The sequence below is a fragment of the Gaetbulibacter sp. PBL-D1 genome (assembly GCF_050509525.1).
Classification (GTDB): domain Bacteria; phylum Bacteroidota; class Bacteroidia; order Flavobacteriales; family Flavobacteriaceae; genus Gaetbulibacter_B; species Gaetbulibacter_B jejuensis.
In genome coordinates this window covers 20,900-37,075 of sequence record NZ_JBNWKB010000020.1, presented here as the reverse complement: position 1 = coordinate 37,075, position 16,176 = coordinate 20,900, and the positions used below count along the sequence as shown (strand labels likewise).

14 protein-coding genes are annotated in these 16,176 nt (G+C 33.0%); 11 read left to right on the top strand and 3 right to left on the bottom strand.

What is annotated here, in order from left to right; all coding sequences use genetic code 11:
- Positions 1–8: 8 nt before the first annotated feature.
- Both ACQ0RB_RS14405 and ACQ0RB_RS14400 read left to right on the top strand, forming a co-directional pair.
- Complete coding sequence (locus tag ACQ0RB_RS14405; protein WP_430499295.1) at positions 9–1,385, top strand: DUF1800 domain-containing protein; 1,377 nt, start codon at positions 9–11, stop codon at positions 1,383–1,385.
- A 3-nt stretch (positions 1,386–1,388) separates the two neighbouring features.
- Complete coding sequence (locus tag ACQ0RB_RS14400; protein ID WP_262733590.1) at positions 1,389–2,579, top strand: DUF1501 domain-containing protein; 1,191 nt, start codon at positions 1,389–1,391, stop codon at positions 2,577–2,579.
- A gap of 159 nt (positions 2,580–2,738) precedes the next feature.
- On the opposite strand, the gene ACQ0RB_RS14395 is transcribed toward ACQ0RB_RS14400, so the two are convergent.
- From ACQ0RB_RS14395 to ACQ0RB_RS14385, 3 genes are all read right to left on the bottom strand, one after another.
- Positions 2,739–3,872 carry an ATP-binding protein gene (locus ACQ0RB_RS14395; protein WP_262733591.1) on the bottom strand — a complete coding sequence of 378 codons (1,134 nt, stop codon included), beginning with the start codon at positions 3,870–3,872 and terminating at the stop codon, positions 2,739–2,741.
- A 40-nt stretch (positions 3,873–3,912) separates the two neighbouring features.
- Positions 3,913–4,665 carry an SDR family NAD(P)-dependent oxidoreductase gene (locus ACQ0RB_RS14390; RefSeq protein ID WP_262733592.1) on the bottom strand — a complete coding sequence of 251 codons (753 nt, stop codon included), beginning with the start codon at positions 4,663–4,665 and terminating at the stop codon, positions 3,913–3,915.
- A gap of 330 nt (positions 4,666–4,995) precedes the next feature.
- Positions 4,996–5,859 (bottom strand): aldo/keto reductase, encoded by an 864-nt coding sequence (locus tag ACQ0RB_RS14385; RefSeq protein WP_430499292.1) that lies wholly within the window; start codon positions 5,857–5,859, stop codon positions 4,996–4,998.
- 217 nt (positions 5,860–6,076) lie between these two features.
- Here ACQ0RB_RS14385 and ACQ0RB_RS14380 point away from each other — a divergent pair, with 217 nt between their 5' ends.
- The 9 genes from ACQ0RB_RS14380 (at position 6,077) to ACQ0RB_RS14340 (ending at position 16,159) form a co-directional block, all read left to right on the top strand.
- Positions 6,077–6,853, top strand: a complete 777-nt coding sequence (locus tag ACQ0RB_RS14380) for a DUF4382 domain-containing protein (RefSeq protein WP_430499291.1) — start codon at positions 6,077–6,079, stop codon at positions 6,851–6,853.
- A gap of 153 nt (positions 6,854–7,006) precedes the next feature.
- Entirely contained in the window at positions 7,007–8,011 is a 1,005-nt protein-coding gene (locus tag ACQ0RB_RS14375) for an AAA family ATPase (RefSeq protein ID WP_129760824.1), read from the top strand.
- A gap of 108 nt (positions 8,012–8,119) precedes the next feature.
- Positions 8,120–8,986 (top strand): DUF58 domain-containing protein, encoded by an 867-nt coding sequence (locus ACQ0RB_RS14370; RefSeq protein ID WP_129760825.1) that lies wholly within the window; start codon positions 8,120–8,122, stop codon positions 8,984–8,986.
- Positions 8,987–8,994: 8 nt separating this feature from the next.
- On the top strand, positions 8,995–10,641 hold the full coding sequence (locus ACQ0RB_RS14365; RefSeq protein ID WP_430499289.1) for a hypothetical protein: 1,647 nt from the start codon (positions 8,995–8,997) through the stop codon (positions 10,639–10,641).
- Positions 10,642–11,646 (top strand): vWA domain-containing protein, encoded by a 1,005-nt coding sequence (locus ACQ0RB_RS14360; RefSeq protein WP_129760827.1) that lies wholly within the window; start codon positions 10,642–10,644, stop codon positions 11,644–11,646.
- Positions 11,647–12,684, top strand: a complete 1,038-nt coding sequence (locus tag ACQ0RB_RS14355) for a VWA domain-containing protein (protein ID WP_131508656.1) — start codon at positions 11,647–11,649, stop codon at positions 12,682–12,684. It begins immediately after the preceding gene.
- A complete protein-coding gene (locus tag ACQ0RB_RS14350; RefSeq protein ID WP_430499286.1) occupies positions 12,681–13,544 on the top strand; it encodes a tetratricopeptide repeat protein in 864 nt (287 codons plus the stop codon). The genes ACQ0RB_RS14355 and ACQ0RB_RS14350 overlap by 4 nt, the downstream gene beginning before the upstream one ends.
- An 88-nt stretch (positions 13,545–13,632) precedes the next feature.
- Positions 13,633–15,408, top strand: a complete 1,776-nt coding sequence (locus tag ACQ0RB_RS14345) for a BatD family protein (RefSeq protein WP_335972710.1) — start codon at positions 13,633–13,635, stop codon at positions 15,406–15,408.
- Position 15,409: 1 nt separating this feature from the next.
- Complete coding sequence (locus tag ACQ0RB_RS14340; RefSeq protein ID WP_430499284.1) at positions 15,410–16,159, top strand: tetratricopeptide repeat protein; 750 nt, start codon at positions 15,410–15,412, stop codon at positions 16,157–16,159.
- Positions 16,160–16,176 lie beyond the last annotated feature (17 nt).

The following is a 16,176-nucleotide window of genomic DNA, read 5'->3' as shown; positions in this document are numbered from 1 at the left end:
AAATATATATGAATCAAAAGCACATTCAACACTTATACTGGAGAGCGGGTTTTGGTATTACACCAAAGCAAATAGAGCAACTTATTGGTAAAACCAAAACACAGGTAGTTGACGCGCTCTTTAGGCAATCTTCAAAAACTACTCCTTTAGTAATTGATTTAATAGAGCTCGAAAGTTTTTCTGGTGATAGGCTTAAAAAGAGTAAATCCGCTAGGATGGACTTCAATAAAATAAGTCGAGAAAAAATACTTGAGTTTAGTGACGCTTGGATGCAACGATTTTCTAGTGCTAATGAGTTACTACGAGAAAAAATGACTTTGTTTTGGGCAAATCATTTTGTTGTAAAAGAAGATAACGCAGTATTTGTTCAGCAATATAACAATGTTTTAAGACAATATGCTTTAGGGCATTTTGGCGATTTTGTAAAAGCCATATCCAAAGAGCCTGCAATGATAAAATACCTCAATACCAAACAGAACCGAAAACAAAGCCCTAACGAGAATTTTGCCAGAGAATTAATGGAACTTTTTACTTTAGGAGCAGGTCATTACACTGAGCAAGATATTAAGCAGAGTGCAAAAGCATTTACAGGATATAATCATGACTTTGAAGGTGATTTCAATCTTAGACAAAGACAGCATGACACAGGGTTTAAATACTTTTTTGGTAAGGCAGGAAAGTATGATGGTGATGATATAATTGACATTATTTTAGAGCAAAAACAATGCGCTAAGTTTATATGTGAAAAGGTGTACAAGTATTTTGTGAATGATAGAGTAAATTCAGTTCACATTGAACAGATGGTTAATCAATTTTATCCTAATTATAACATTGAAAAGTTAATGCGTTTTGTTTTTTCATGTGATTGGTTTTATGCTGAAGAACATATTGGTTCAAAAATAAAATCACCAGTTGAATTAATTGTTGGGATAAATAATACTGTACCATTTAAGCTGAAAAATGAGCGCGATTCTTTAAAAATTCAACGTGTTTTGGGTCAAGTATTACTTTCTCCTCCTAATGTTGCTGGCTGGAAAGGTGGAAGAAGTTGGATAGACAGTAACACAATTATGATTAGGCTAAGATTAGCTTCGGTTTTATTGAATAATGCGTTTATATCTAGTAAAGAAGATGGTGATTTTGTTGATGCTTATAAACAGCGTTTATTAAAAAGAAATAAAAACAACCTACCTTTTCAAACAGATGCTAAATGGTCGGTTTTTGAGTCTAATTTCAGTAAAACAAAGGTCAATGACCTTAAAGAGTATATTATTCAACAACCTTTAAACAATGGTACGCTGTCTTATCTTAATAATTTAAACAAATCTTCAAAACAAGATGTATGTATTCAACTTATGTCGTTGCCAGAATATCAAATGTGTTAAGTTATGGATAGAAGAAAATTTATAAAAAACTCAACCTTAGCAAGCAGTTTGTTTTTTGTTCCAAGCTTTGTAAAAGCCTTTGAAACAGTAGCAAGTTCTAAACTAGGCTTTAAACGATTGGTCATTATTCAATTGTCAGGAGGAAATGATGGGCTAAATACTGTTGTTCCTTTTAGAGATGATTTGTACCATAACGCAAGACCAACAATAGCATTAGGAAAAGACGATGTTTTAAAGTTGAATGATGATATAGGATTACACTCTAGCTTGGGTCCTTTAAAACGATTGTATGATCAAGGTTACTTGTCTATCATAAACAATGTTGGGTATCCAAACCCTAATCGGTCACATTTTAGAGCTACTGACATTTGGCAAACCGCAAGCGGCTCTGAAGAGTATAAGCAGAGTGGTTGGATAGGTCGTTTTTTGGATAATTATGGCGAACATCCTTACAATGCAATTGAAATAGATGACAGTCTTTCATTGGCTTTAAAAGGTGAAGAGTTTAATGGTATTGCAACTAAAAACCCTGAAGCATTATTTAAAACCGCAAACGACCCATATTTTAGAGGAGTACTTAACCACTATAATGATGAACACTTAAGTGAACACAATTTGGGCTATTTGTATAAAAGTATGATAGCTGCAGAGTCATCAGCAAAGTACATTTATGAAACTACAAAAACGATTAGTTCAACTCAAGAATATCCTAATAACCAATTTGGAGCGCAGTTAAAAACAATGGCTAAATTTATTAATTCAGGTATTGATACTAAAGTGTTTTATTCCTCTTTAGGAGGTTTTGATACTCATGCAAACCAAAAAGGTACGCATAGTAGGTTATTAGAAATTTATGCAGAAAGTATTGAGGCTTTTGTAAAAGATTTGAAACAGCAAAACACCTTTAAAGACACGCTCATTTTAACCTTTTCTGAATTTGGGCGACGCGTAAAACAAAATGCAGGACATGGTACAGATCATGGTTCTGCAAACAATGTATTTATTGTTGGTGAAAACTTAAAGCGACAAGGACTTTACAATGATATGGCTAGCTTATCTAACTTGGATGCCAATGGAGATATAAAATTTGAAATCGATTTTAGGTCTATTTATGCTACAGTATTAAACAAATGGTTAATGGTAGATGACACTAAAATTTTGAACAAAAACTTTATGAATCTAAAGTTTATATAAAACAAAAACCTTACTTCAATGCCGAACTTTTATCGGGAGAAATAAGGTTGATTTGTAATTGATTAATAGCACTGCTAAAATCATAAAAATTAAATATATAGGTAAAAAAATACTATGAGATGCAGAAAAAAATGTATGAACGGTAAATTCAATAAAAAACTAGCTGTATTTCACTTTTCTTAAAATTCTCATCGTGTCTTTATAAAGTGAATACACGTTGCTTTTATGTGCTTTTAAAAATGGTTTAGCTTCGTCAAGTTTATCAATAGCTTCATGAAAAAGGTTGAGGTAACATATTAAGTATGTTGCTGGTAAGTTTAATAAATCTTCTTCTTCATTTTTATTTAAAAGAAGCCCTTTTTTTAGTTTTTCAAGAATTTTATTGTTGGTGTTGTATATATGATGAAGTACTTTTTTGTCGTATTGTGGAGGCTGAAACAGTAGCTGTGTATTAATGCTGTAGTTTGCGTTGTTTTCAAAACTAATTATGGTTTCCTCTAAAGGATAATACTTATAAGAATTTTGAAGTCCAAGGCTAACGTATTCAACTATTTTAAAAGAACTTTCAGTGTATTCAATAGAAACTTCATCGAGTGTTGAATAAAACAAGCGCACTTCTTCGTTTATCAATTTAATATCTACTCTTGAAAAGAATATTTCATTTTTCACTACTTTTTTCTGCCCTGACCAACACACTACAAAGTATTCTTTAAACACCTTATATTGAGGGTTAAAATCTTTACGTTTGGTCATAAAATCAAACACACCATCAAGTGTGTGTTCTATATTGTTTTGCGCATGAGATTCAATGGCTTCAACAAGTTTTGAATTGACATCTTTTATTTCAATATCAAACACTTTAGGCATGCTCATGCTACCGTCTCTAAAAAAGACTGAGCCACCATAATATTTCCAAATGTTTTTTCTTAATGAAGTAATTTTATCATTTGGTCTAATGGTTACCAAACCCACAACTTTGTCGTCAGGTAAATGAGGAAATGGTATGTTTTCGTATTGTACAATAGGAGGATTTGTAAGATAAGCGTTGATGAGGTTTTGAATTTTACTATCGTCAAAAAAATCAACGCCAATAATAGCATTATCTGAATCTTCAACACCAATAACTATATAAGAATTGTTTTTAGGGTTGCTATTAGATAAGGCGCAAATGTGTTTTAAAAATTTAGCTTTTCCTTCCTTTTGACTAATATCAACTTTTCGCTTTTTGTCATAAAAACTGTTCTCATCGTTATGAGCTAGTAGGTTTTTTATGAGTAGGCGTTTATTAATCATAATTTAAATTTCCTGTGAAAGCAGGAATCTATATTATAGTTCAATGTTCTTTTTTCACAATTGTCGAGCTCGCTTGAGCGGTAGGAAATACAAGTAGGTCAGCGATATTTACATGAGCAGGTCGTGTTACTGCAAAATAAATTATTTCAGCAACATCTTCAGCCTGTAGTGCCTTGTAACCTTTGTAAACAGAGTCTGCTTGCTCACCTCCTTTAAAGCGTACTTTAGAAAACTCTGTTTCAACCAAACCAGGATTTATAGCAGTTACTTTTATTCCAAATTCGTTTAAATCTATTCGCATACCTTCAGTAATCGCTAACACGGCATGTTTGCTGGCACAATACACATTGCCTTTTGGATAGACTTCTTTTCCTGCTGATGACCCAATGTTTATTATATGACCTGATTTTCGCTCAGTCATTTGTGGAATAATCGCTTTGCTAACATAAAGTAAACCTTTTACGTTTATATCCATCATTGCGTCCCAATCGTCGAGACTTCCATCTTGTATTGGGTCAAGTCCATGGGCATTTCCTGCATTATTGATTAATATATCAATGGTTTTAAAATTTTCAGGTAACGAAGCAATAGCATCTAATGTTTCGTTTTTGTGTCTTACATCAAAATTAAGAGTCACAACATCGGTTTCTTTTTCTAAAGCCTTTTTTACAATCTCTAAACGTTCTTGCCTACGACCACAAAGTATCAAGTTGATACCATGTTTAGCAAATAGGTGTGCTGTTGCTCGTCCAATACCACTTGTGGCTCCAGTGATTAACGCTGTTTTTTTCATAGTCTCTTTTTTTTATTTTCTGGCGGAATTAGATACTTAGAGTTTTCAGTTTTATAATATGTGTCGATGATGAAAAACATACAAAAACTAAAAATGCAAGTGATACAAATATGCCACGAAAATGAAACAATTTTACTTTCTGTTTTGTCAGGAAAAAATCTAATGATTACTGCGGTTAATCCCATTAAAAACATTGCAGACCAGAAGAGGTATATGCTTTTTTGATAGGGAAGTTTAACCATAAAAAAGCCTATAACTATTGAAATAGAAAAATAAACTAATAACCTAAGTATTAATTTAAAGGCTTTTTTCTTCATTATATTTTTTGTTTTAAGGTACTTTATGGCCTTGGCAAGCGGTTAAAATTAAAAACCAATCTTCAAGCTCTAAATCAATAGTAGCAGCCTTTGAGGTAGCAACAATGCGTTCTTTATTAGTAGTTCCTACAACAGGTGTTATTTGAGCAGGATGCTTTAATATCCAAGCCAAAAGTAGTTGGTCTTTTGAGGCGTTATATTTATCAGTTAATGCTTCTAGTTGCTTGTGTATGCGTTGGGTTTGGTTAGTTTCATCTTTAAAAACTATTCCTAGAGGAGACCAACACATTGGCTTTATACCGTTGGTTAACATATAGTCTAGTGTGCCATCGTGCATAGCTGTATGTTGTGTAAGTGAAAACTCAATTTGGTTTACATCTATATCTATTCTTAACCCAAGAAGCTCCATTTGTGAAGGTGTAAAATTTGAAACTCCAAACGATTTTATCTTTCCTTCTTTTTTTAAGATTGTAATAGCTTCAGCAATTTCATTAGGATGCATTAATGGACTTGGTCTGTGTAATAATAATAGATCTAAGTAATCGGTTTTTAAATGCTTTAAAGAGTTTTCGGTAGACCAGATAATGTAATCTTTACTGTAGTTATAATGCTTCACTTTATTATTGCGGTTTTCAGTAATATACTGTATGCCACATTTACTTATCAGTTGTATGTGTTCTCTATTAATGCCACTTATAGCATAGGCATCACCAAATTGAGATTCATTGGTGTAACCTCCATAAATATCAGCATGATCAAAAGTTGTGATTTGTTGTTCTATGCAATGGTGCATAAAGGCCACCATTTCTTTTTTAGAAAACTGTTTTCCCCAATTTCCCCAGGTCATCGTACCTGCAATAATTTTAGAATAGTTCAAGAGATTTTAATGTTTATTGTAATTATCAGATAAAAATACTTAAAACACATTTATTATTAAACTTTTGTTGGTTTATAAATTTATTATGAATTGATTATTAGTTGTTTATTCGTGGTTTCATAAGGAAAAACATCTAAAATGCTTTTTAGTGCGTACATATTTATGTAACCAAAAAACAATTAATATGATTTTTATGAGACAAGCTAAATTAATTTTAATGTCAGTTTTAACACTAGGTTTCTTAGCATGTAGTGATGATGATACAACAAGTTCTCCACAAGGAACATCAAAGATTTCAGTAAAATTAATGGATGCACCTGGAGATTATGACAATGTATTTGTTGAAGTAGTTGACGTTATGGTTAAAGTAAATGACGACAGTGATGATGATAGTGGATGGGTAAGCGTTGAAGCTATAAACACAGGAGTTTATGATTTACTAGAACTCACAGGAGGAATTAATGTGCTTTTAGCTGACGATTATGAAGTGCCTTCAGGAACACTTAATCAAATACGCTTGGTTTTAGGCGATGACAATACAATTGTAATTGATGGGGAAACACAACCATTAAATACACCTTCAGCGCAACAATCAGGTTTAAAAATTCAAGTAAACGAAACACTGCTCCCAGATTATGAGTATACTTTTCTTTTAGATTTTGATGTAGATGAGTCTGTGGTAATTGCAGGAAACTCAGGGAATATTAATCTAAAGCCTGTTATTAGAGCTTCGGTTGAAGCTGAAACAGGTATTATTAGCGGAAGTGTTTTACCAATAGGAATCCAAACAGAAGTTAGTGCAACCAATGGTGTTGATACTGTATCTGCCTTTGTAGATGAATCAGGTTATTTCCAATTAGTAGGATTAACTTCAGGAAGCTATACTGTTACAATAACTCCTGATGTAAGTTCTGAATTGCCAATACAGACTATTGAAAATGTTGAAGTCAATGTAGGCTCAAATACTGATTTAGGCGTTGTAACCTTAGAGTAAATTATTAAAACATATAAATATTTGTTAAAGCGTAGTGCAATTGGCACTACGCTTTATTTTTTAACCAATTATTAACAACAGCACACAAAAAATTTTAACAATTTGCATCACTCAAATAAGCATACTATATTCGAGCTTTTTAAAAACCAAAAAATGATGGAAGATACAAGTACAATTGATATTAAGTCAATTAACGAGAAAATTGAAAAAGAAAGTGCTTTTGTTGATTTACTTACTTTAGAAATGAATAAAGTAATTGTTGGGCAAAAACACATGGTTGAACGATTACTTATCGGATTACTTGGACAAGGTCATATCCTTCTAGAAGGAGTTCCTGGGTTAGCAAAAACATTGGCTATTAACACGCTTTCTCAAGCGGTTGATGGTAGTTTTAGCAGAATTCAGTTTACACCAGATTTATTACCTGCCGATGTTACAGGTACATTAATCTACAACATGAAGCAAAACGACTTCTCTATAAAAAAAGGACCAATATTTGCCAATTTTGTACTTGCTGATGAGATTAACAGAGCACCTGCAAAAGTGCAGTCGGCATTACTAGAAGCGATGCAAGAAAAGCAAGTAACTATTGGTGACGACACCTTTAAATTAGATAAGCCGTTTTTGGTTATGGCAACACAAAACCCAGTTGAGCAAGAAGGAACTTATCCGTTACCTGAAGCACAAGTCGACCGTTTTATGTTGAAAACAGTTATTGATTATCCTAAAATTGAAGAAGAACAATTAATTGTTCGCGCTAACTTAAAAGGTGCTTTCGAAAAAGTAAACCCTGTAGTATCACTTCAACAAATTCTCAATGCTCAAAAAGCAGTTAGAGAAGTGTATATGGATGAAAAAATAGAAAAGTACATCCTCGATATTATTTTTGCTACACGTTATCCTGAAAAATATAAACTAGCCGATTTAAAACCACTAATTTCTTTTGGTGCATCACCTCGTGGAAGCATCAATCTTGCAACTGCTGCAAAATGTTATGCTTTTATAAAACGTCGTGGATATGTTATTCCTGAAGATGTTAGAGCTGTGGTTTATGATGTGTTACGTCACAGAATTGGAATTACTTACGAAGCCGAAGCCGAAAATGTAACTTCAGTAGACATCATTAATAAAATCGTAAACGAGATTGAAGTACCTTAATTAGTTGGCAGTATTCAGTCGTGAGTCTTCAGTGCAAAACTGAAAACTAATTACTGGATGCTATTTTAGGACTGCTTACTGCATACTGAACACTGCATACTAAAAAAAATGGATACTAAAGAATTACTAAAAAAAGTACGAAAAATAGAGATTAAGACACGTCGATTGTCTGATCATATTTTTGGTGGTGAGTATCACTCAACCTTCAAGGGTCGTGGTATGACTTTTTCTGAAGTAAGGCAGTACCAATATGGTGATGATGTTCGTAATATAGACTGGAATGTAACTGCACGTTATAACGAACCATATATCAAGGTTTTTGAAGAAGAGCGAGAACTTACCATGATGCTTATGGTAGATGTTTCAGGTTCTGAATTTTTTGGAACCGAAGCTCAGTTTAAAAATGAAGTTGTAACCGAAATAGCTGCAACACTAGCATTTTCTGCAACTCAAAACAATGATAAAATTGGACTCATTCTCTTTTCAGATGATGTTGAGCTGTATATTCCACCTAAAAAAGGACGCTCGCATGTACTTCGTATTATAAGAGAGCTCATAGAATTTCAACCTAAAAGTAAACAAACCAATGTTGCTGAAGCGTTGAAGTTTCTTTCTAATGTAATGAAAAAGAAAGCCATAGTTTTTGTGCTTAGTGATTTCATTACTGATGACTATAAGCAAACCTTAAAAATAGCATCAGGAAGACACGATGTTACTGGTATTAGGGTTTATGATAAACGCGAAGAAGACATACCAAATATTGGTATGGTACAAATGCAAGACGAAGAAAGTGGAGAGTTAATGCTTGTAAACACTCAGTCTAAAACAGTAAGACGTAACTACAGCAAATATTATAAAGAGCGTGTAGACTATTACAAGGACAGTTTTACAAAATCTGGTGCAGGAACTATTGATTGTCGAGTAGACGAAAGTTATGTGAAAAAATTGCTAGGGTATTTTAAACGTAGAGGATAAAACAATTTATGATTAACGATTTTAGAAATATGAATTTTAAAATAAAGAACAGAACAATGTTATTGTCTCTGTGCTTTGTGCTTTGTTCTGTATTCTCTTTTGCTCAGGTTACATCATCAATAGATTCTACTAAAATCAAAATAGGTGAGCAAATCACTTATAAAATTCAAGTTGAGGCAGACACCACTGCACTTGTGGTTTTTCCTGAAGGTCAAACATTTTCACCTCTTGAAATGATTGAGTCTTATAAAGTAGATACTACAAAGCTCGATGCCAAATATAGTCTCATCAAAAAATATGGTTTAACTCAGTTTGATTCTGGTCACTATACCATACCAAGACAAAAAATTGTTATTGGAGACAAAACCTTTTTTACCGATTCGTTAAAAGTTGAGGTTTCCAATGTAGTTGTCGATACGACCAAACAAGGTCTTTATGATATTAAACCACTTATAGGTGTTGAAAAAAGTAAATCCAATTGGATAACAACTCTACTTATTGTAATTGCTATTTTAGCATTAGTTGCCTTTTTACTGTATTGGTTTATATGGCGAAAAAAGCCACTAACCGAAGAAGAGGAAATTGCATTACTTCCACCTTATGACAGAGCAAAACTTGCTTTAAAAAAGCTAGATGAAACTAATTACCTTCAAAACGCTGAGTTAAAAGAATATTATTCTGAATTGACCTTTATTATCAGAAGGTATTTAGATGAAAAGGTCTATGATAAAGCCTTAGAAAGTACAACGGACGAGCTGATTTCAAGATTGAATCTTTTAAAAGATGCTAATCAAATTGACATTTCAAAAGAAGACATTAAAAACCTTGAGAATATTCTTAAGCGTGCCGATTTAGTAAAATTCGCAAAATCTGCTCCAGATGTTGCACTAGCCCAATTAGACCGAAATACTATTGATCTAGAAATTGACCATGTAAAAGAAGCCTTACCAGAACCTTCTGAAGAAGAAAAACTGCTTGACCAACAGTATAGAGAAGCACAAGAACGTAAGAAAAAAAGAAAGAAAATTATACTAACTGCTGCAATAGTTTTAGCGCTTATGGCAGCAACTTTTACAGGGTTTTCAATTAAATATGGGTTTAACTATGTTGTGGATACCATCATAAGAAAAGAAACCAAACAACTTCTAGAAGGTAATTGGGTAACTAGTGATTATGGTGTGCCTCCAATAAGAATTTCAACACCAGAGGTTCTTAAACGCATAGAAGTTCCTGTTCCTGATGAGATGAAGGATAAAATGAAATTGACCACTTTTGGTTATGAATTACCAAAAGAACTAACTATAGTCATTTCAACCACAACTTTAGCCCAAAAACAAGAAGGTATAGATTTAAACTTAGCTGTTGAAGATAACCTAAAAACGTTAGAAGGTAAAGGTGCAAAAAATATTATTACTAAATCAGATAAGTTTACCACACCTAATGGAGCCGAAGGCTTAAAAACCTATGGAACTTTAGATTTTCCTAAATCGCCAACCGATTTTATACATGGTAAATACACGATTTTGAGTTTTACTAGTAATGGTGTAGTTATCCAACAAGTACTTATCACTTGGGTTGAAGATGATGAGTATGCAAATCAAATTGTTGATAGAATAATTAATTCAATTGAATTACAACAAAAAGAAACCGAATAGATGTTTGAAGGTATTGAGTTTTTAAATAAAGAGTTGTTTTGGTTGTTGTTATTACTACCATTGTTGTTGGTTTGGTATATCCTTAAACACAAAAAACAAACAGCCGAATTAAAAATATCTAGCCTTAAAGGGTTTAAGGTAACTAGTTCATGGTTGCCAAAACTTAAGCATCTTTTATTTGCGTTTAGGTTAATAGCATTAGGATTATTAATTACTGCATTAGCAAGACCACGAACGGTTGATGTTTCAACAAAAACCAAAACCACTAGAGGGATTGATATTGTAATGGCTATTGACGTGTCGGCAAGTATGTTGGCAAAAGACCTTTCACCTAACCGTTTGGAAGCCTTAAAAAAGGTAGCTGCTCAATTTATAAAAGGTAGGCCAAATGATAGAATAGGGCTTGTTGAGTATGCAGGAGAAAGCTATACAAAAACACCTATAACAAGTGACAAAGCTATAGTGCTTCGTTCGTTAAACGAGATTAAATACAATACTATTATTGAAGGCGGAACAGCAATAGGAATGGGTTTAGCAACCTCTGTTAACCGTTTAAAAGATAGTAAAGCCAAGAGTAAAGTTATCATTCTATTAACCGATGGAGTAAACAATTCAGGGTTTATCGATCCAAAAATTGCTAGCGAATTAGCGGTTGAGTATGGTATAAAAACCTATACTATTGGTTTAGGAACCAATGGTATGGCATTGTCTCCTGTTCAAATTTTATCAAACGGAAACTTTCAATACGGAAGAGTTCAGGTTGAAATTGACGAAGAGCTGCTAAAAGAAATCGCTGAGGTTACAGGCGGAAAGTATTTTAGAGCAACTAACAATAAAAAGTTAGCCGAGATTTATGACGAAATCAATAAGTTAGAAAAAACCGAAATAGAAGAATTCAAGTTTTACAATTACGAAGAAAAATACCGTCCGTTAGTACTACTGGCAGGATTTTTACTGTTGTTAGAATTCTTATTAAAAAATACAGTTTTTAGAAGTTTTATATAGATGTTTCAATTAGAAGAAAAAATATGGTTTTGGTTGCTACTGGTTATTCCGGTAATACTACTGTTCTTTTTGTTACTCCAATTATGGAAGTATAAAACGCAACGTAAGTTTGCCAATAAAACACTTTTAAAACGATTAAGTCCTAATCAATCATTATTCAAGTCAATTCTAAAAGTATTAGTGCTTTGTTTGGCATTTACGTTTATTACAATTGCACTGGTAAACCCAAAAATTGGTACAAAATTAGAAACCGTAAAACGTTCAGGAGTAGATATTGTTTTTGCAGTTGATGTCTCTAAAAGTATGCTTGCTGAAGATGTTGCTCCTAATAGATTGGACAAGGCAAAACAGCTAGTAACTCAAATCATAAACAATTTAGCAAGTGATAGAGTAGGTATTATTGCATATGCAGGAAAAGCGTTTCCGCAATTACCAATTACAACCGATTATGCTTCGGCAAAAATGTTCCTTCAGAATATGAATACCGATATGCTATCCTCTCAAGGAACAGCAATCAACGAAGCTATCGAATTGGCTAAAACCTATTACGACGATGAGGAACAAACCAATAGAGTATTAATCATTATTTCTGATGGTGAAGACCATAGCGATATTGCCACTAATGTTGCTGAAGAAGCTGGTGAAGAAGGTATCAGGATTTTTACAATTGGTGTAGGAGACGAAAAAGGAGGACCAATTCCAATAAAGCGAAATGGAGTGGTTTTAAACTATAAAAAAGATAACCAAGGCGAAACGGTTATCACACGTTTAAATGAAGACACTTTAAAGGAAATTGCCGAAGAAGCAAATGGAGCTTACATTAATGGAAAAAACACAAACGAAGTTGTAGATAGCATTAGAGATATTCTTAACAAGATGGATAAAACCGAGTTTGAAGCAAAAGAATTTGCCGATTTTAAAGACCAATACCAATGGTTTTTAGCCTTCGGAATTTTTCTATTAGTTTTTGATGTTTTGTTGTTAGAACGTAAGACAGGTTGGTTAAAGAAGTTGAATTTATTTAACGAAAACTTATGATAGTAAATGTCAAAAAATTAGTAATATTCGTTGATTTTGAAGCTTATGCCATGAAACAGATTGCTTTATTAATACTTATGTTGACCGCTTTTTCTGTCTATTCTCAAGACAAAGAAAAAGAGCAATTATTGGCTTTAAAAAAAGCTAATGACCATGTATATGAAGCTAACGATTTAATAGAAAAAGACGACTATATTTCTGCTGAAATGGAATATAGAAAAGCTATTTCAGAACAGCCGTCAAATGTAGTTGGAGCTTATAATTTAGGAACATCCTACGTTCAAAAAGGGAGTTACGAAGAAGCCTTGTATCGATTAGAACAAGCCACAAAATATTCAACTGATAAAGCAGCAAAACATAGTGCGTTTCATAATATTGGAAATATTTTAATGGAAAACGAACAATGTAAAGAAGCTGTTGAAGCTTATAAAAATGCATTGCGAAACGACCCAACCGATGACGAAACACGTTACAATTTAGCATTGGCTAAAGAATGTGCAGAAAACCAACAAGGTCAAGATCAAGATAAAAAAGACGACGAAAACGGAGAGGACGAAAAGAAAGAAGATCAAGAAAAAGAGCAAGAACAAGACGATCAAGATAAAAAAGACGAAGGCGACCAGGACAAGAAAGAAGGTGACGATAAGAAAGATGAAGAAGGCAAGCCTAAAGATGAAAAACAAGAACAAAAAGATGGAGATAAAGACAAACCGCAGCAAAAACCGCAACCTGGTCAATTATCACCTCAACAAATAAAGAATTTGCTTGAAGCCATGAATAACCAAGAACAGAAAGTTCAAGAAAAAATGAATGCCGAAAAGCAAAAAGGAATAAAAGTACAAACAGAAAAGGATTGGTAATGATAGCTTGAAGCTGGAAGGCATAAGCTAGAAGAAACAAATACAATAACAGTAAACGTTAAATCATAAAATCAAAGAGTTTTACACCATGAAAATCTTAAAAAACATAACATTGTTAATTGCTCTACTTGTTACAAGTATAGGGATTTCTCAGGTTAAGTTTGAAGCTAAGGTGAGCAAAACTAAGTTAGGTATTAATGAGCGTTTACGTATTGATTTTGAAATGAATAAAGATGGAGACAATTTTACACCTCCAGATTTTCAAGATTTTACGGTTATTGGTGGACCAAACACATCAGTAAGTAATACGTGGTTAAATGGTAAACGTTCGTTTTCTAAAACCTATAGCTACTTTTTAGCACCAAAAAAGCGAGGTAAGTTTACTATTAAACAAGCAACTATTGAAATTGATGATCAGGTGTATAAAACTCAAACGGTTTCAGTAGAGGTTACTGCTGCTGTGAGTAGACCTAATGATCCTGATAATGCCGAAAATGTTGCGAATGAGAATATTCATCTAGTTGCCGAAATTTCTAAAACCAACCCTTACCTTAATGAAGCAATAACTGTAGTTTATAAGCTATATGTGTCGTCTTCAACAGGAGTAAGTAATTGGCGTGAAATTGATAATCCTAGATATAATGATTTTTGGAGTCAAAACATCAATATCAAAGGGTTAAAGGTTCAAAACGGAACGTATAATGGTGAAGACTATCGTTATGTAGTGCTTCGTAAAACAGTGCTTTATCCTCAAAAATCAGGAAAGCTTGAAATAGAACCTTTGTCGCTAGATGTTACTGTAGATGTGCCAACAAACCGAAGAGATATATTTGGAGGAAGATTAATGACCTCTGTGCATAGAACAGTATCTGCAGGCAGCAAAACTATAAACGTAAAACCACTTCCTGAAAGTACTAAACCAGCTGATTTTACAGGAGCTGTTGGTGATTTCGATTTTAATATTTCAGCATCTAAAAGTCAATTAAATGCTTCGGAATCTTTACAGTTAAAAGTTGAAGTATCAGGAAACGGAAATTTAAAACTATTTAACCTTCCTAAAATTACAGTACCTAGTTCATTGGAAATTTATGAACCAGAGCATTCTGAAAACGTGAGAACCAATTTAGATGGTACACAAGGAAGCATTTCTGATAGTTACACAGTTGTGCCACAATTTAAAGGAAAGTATCCTATACCAAGTGTGTCGTTTTCGTATTTCGATTTAAAGACTGAAACTTACAAGAGAGTATCTTCAAAAGAGATTATAATTGATGTTTTAGAAGGTCCTACAAACAATTCAGCATCAGATAACAGCATTACTACTGCAGCAAATAACAAACAGAAGGTTGTCTTAAGCAACGACCAATTTGCTTTTGTAAAGACTGAAACAAATCTTACGCCAACAACTACTACTCATTTCTTCAAGTCTACAGGATTTTGGAGTGCTTTGTTGTTACCGCTTTTAGCTATTCCTTTAGCAATAGTTTTTAGAAGAGAAAAAGAAAAGCGTAATGCAGATGTGTTCGGTAATAAAATTAGAAAAGCCGATAAGCTAGCTAAAAAATACTTAAGCGAAGCGAAACGTGCTTTAGGTAAAAAAGAAGCCTTTTACATTGCTTTAGAAAAGGCACTGCATAATTACTTAAAAGCAAAACTGCACATTGAAACAAGCGATTTAAGTAAAGATAAAATACAAGCATTACTTGCTGAAAAAAGTGTAGACGCTAGTGTTGTATCAGAATTTATTGAAATCCTTAAAAACTGCGAATTGGCAAGATATACACCAATTTCTAATGTGGAGATGCAACAGGATTATGATAAAGCTGCAAAAACTATTTCGTTAATTGATAAACAAATGCAATAAGATGAAAAAGATATTGGTAATTATAACAGTATTGGTGTCTTCTTTTGGTTTTTCACAAAACGAAGCATTGTTTGATCAGGGAAACACGTTATACAATGAAGGTAAATATGCCGAAGCAATAGAGAAGTATGATGCTATTTTAAAAAGCGACAAACACTCAGCCGAATTGTATTTTAATTTGGCCAATGCGCATTATAAACTCAATAATGTAGCTCCTAGCATTTATTACTACGAAAAAGCATTACAGTTGTCGCCAAACGATAAGGATATTAAAAACAATATGGCTTTTGCAAAGAATATGACTATTGATGCTATCGATGTAATGCCAGAAGTTGGTTTTTCAAGACTAATGAAAAGCGCAACAAATACATTTAGCTATGATAATTGGGCTTATTTATCGGTAGTAGGAATTATATTGTTTGTAGTACTTTGTATTGTATATTATTTTAGTCAATCTACCGGTAAAAAGCGAATAACTTTCGTTTCTAGCTTATTGTTTTTAGTATTGTCATTAGTGGCTTTAGCCTTTGCATTTCATAAATTTGAAATCGATAAAAACAATAAACCAGCAATAGTGTTTGCTCAAGAAAGCCAAGTTAAGAGTGAACCAAACCTAAGAAGCGAAGAAGCCTTTAAACTTCATGAAGGCACTAAAGTTCAAATTTTGGATACAGTAAACGATTGGAAAAAAATTAAACTTTCAGACGGAAAACAAGGCTGGATTCAGAATAAGGATATCAAAGAACTATAGTTTTAAAATATATTTAA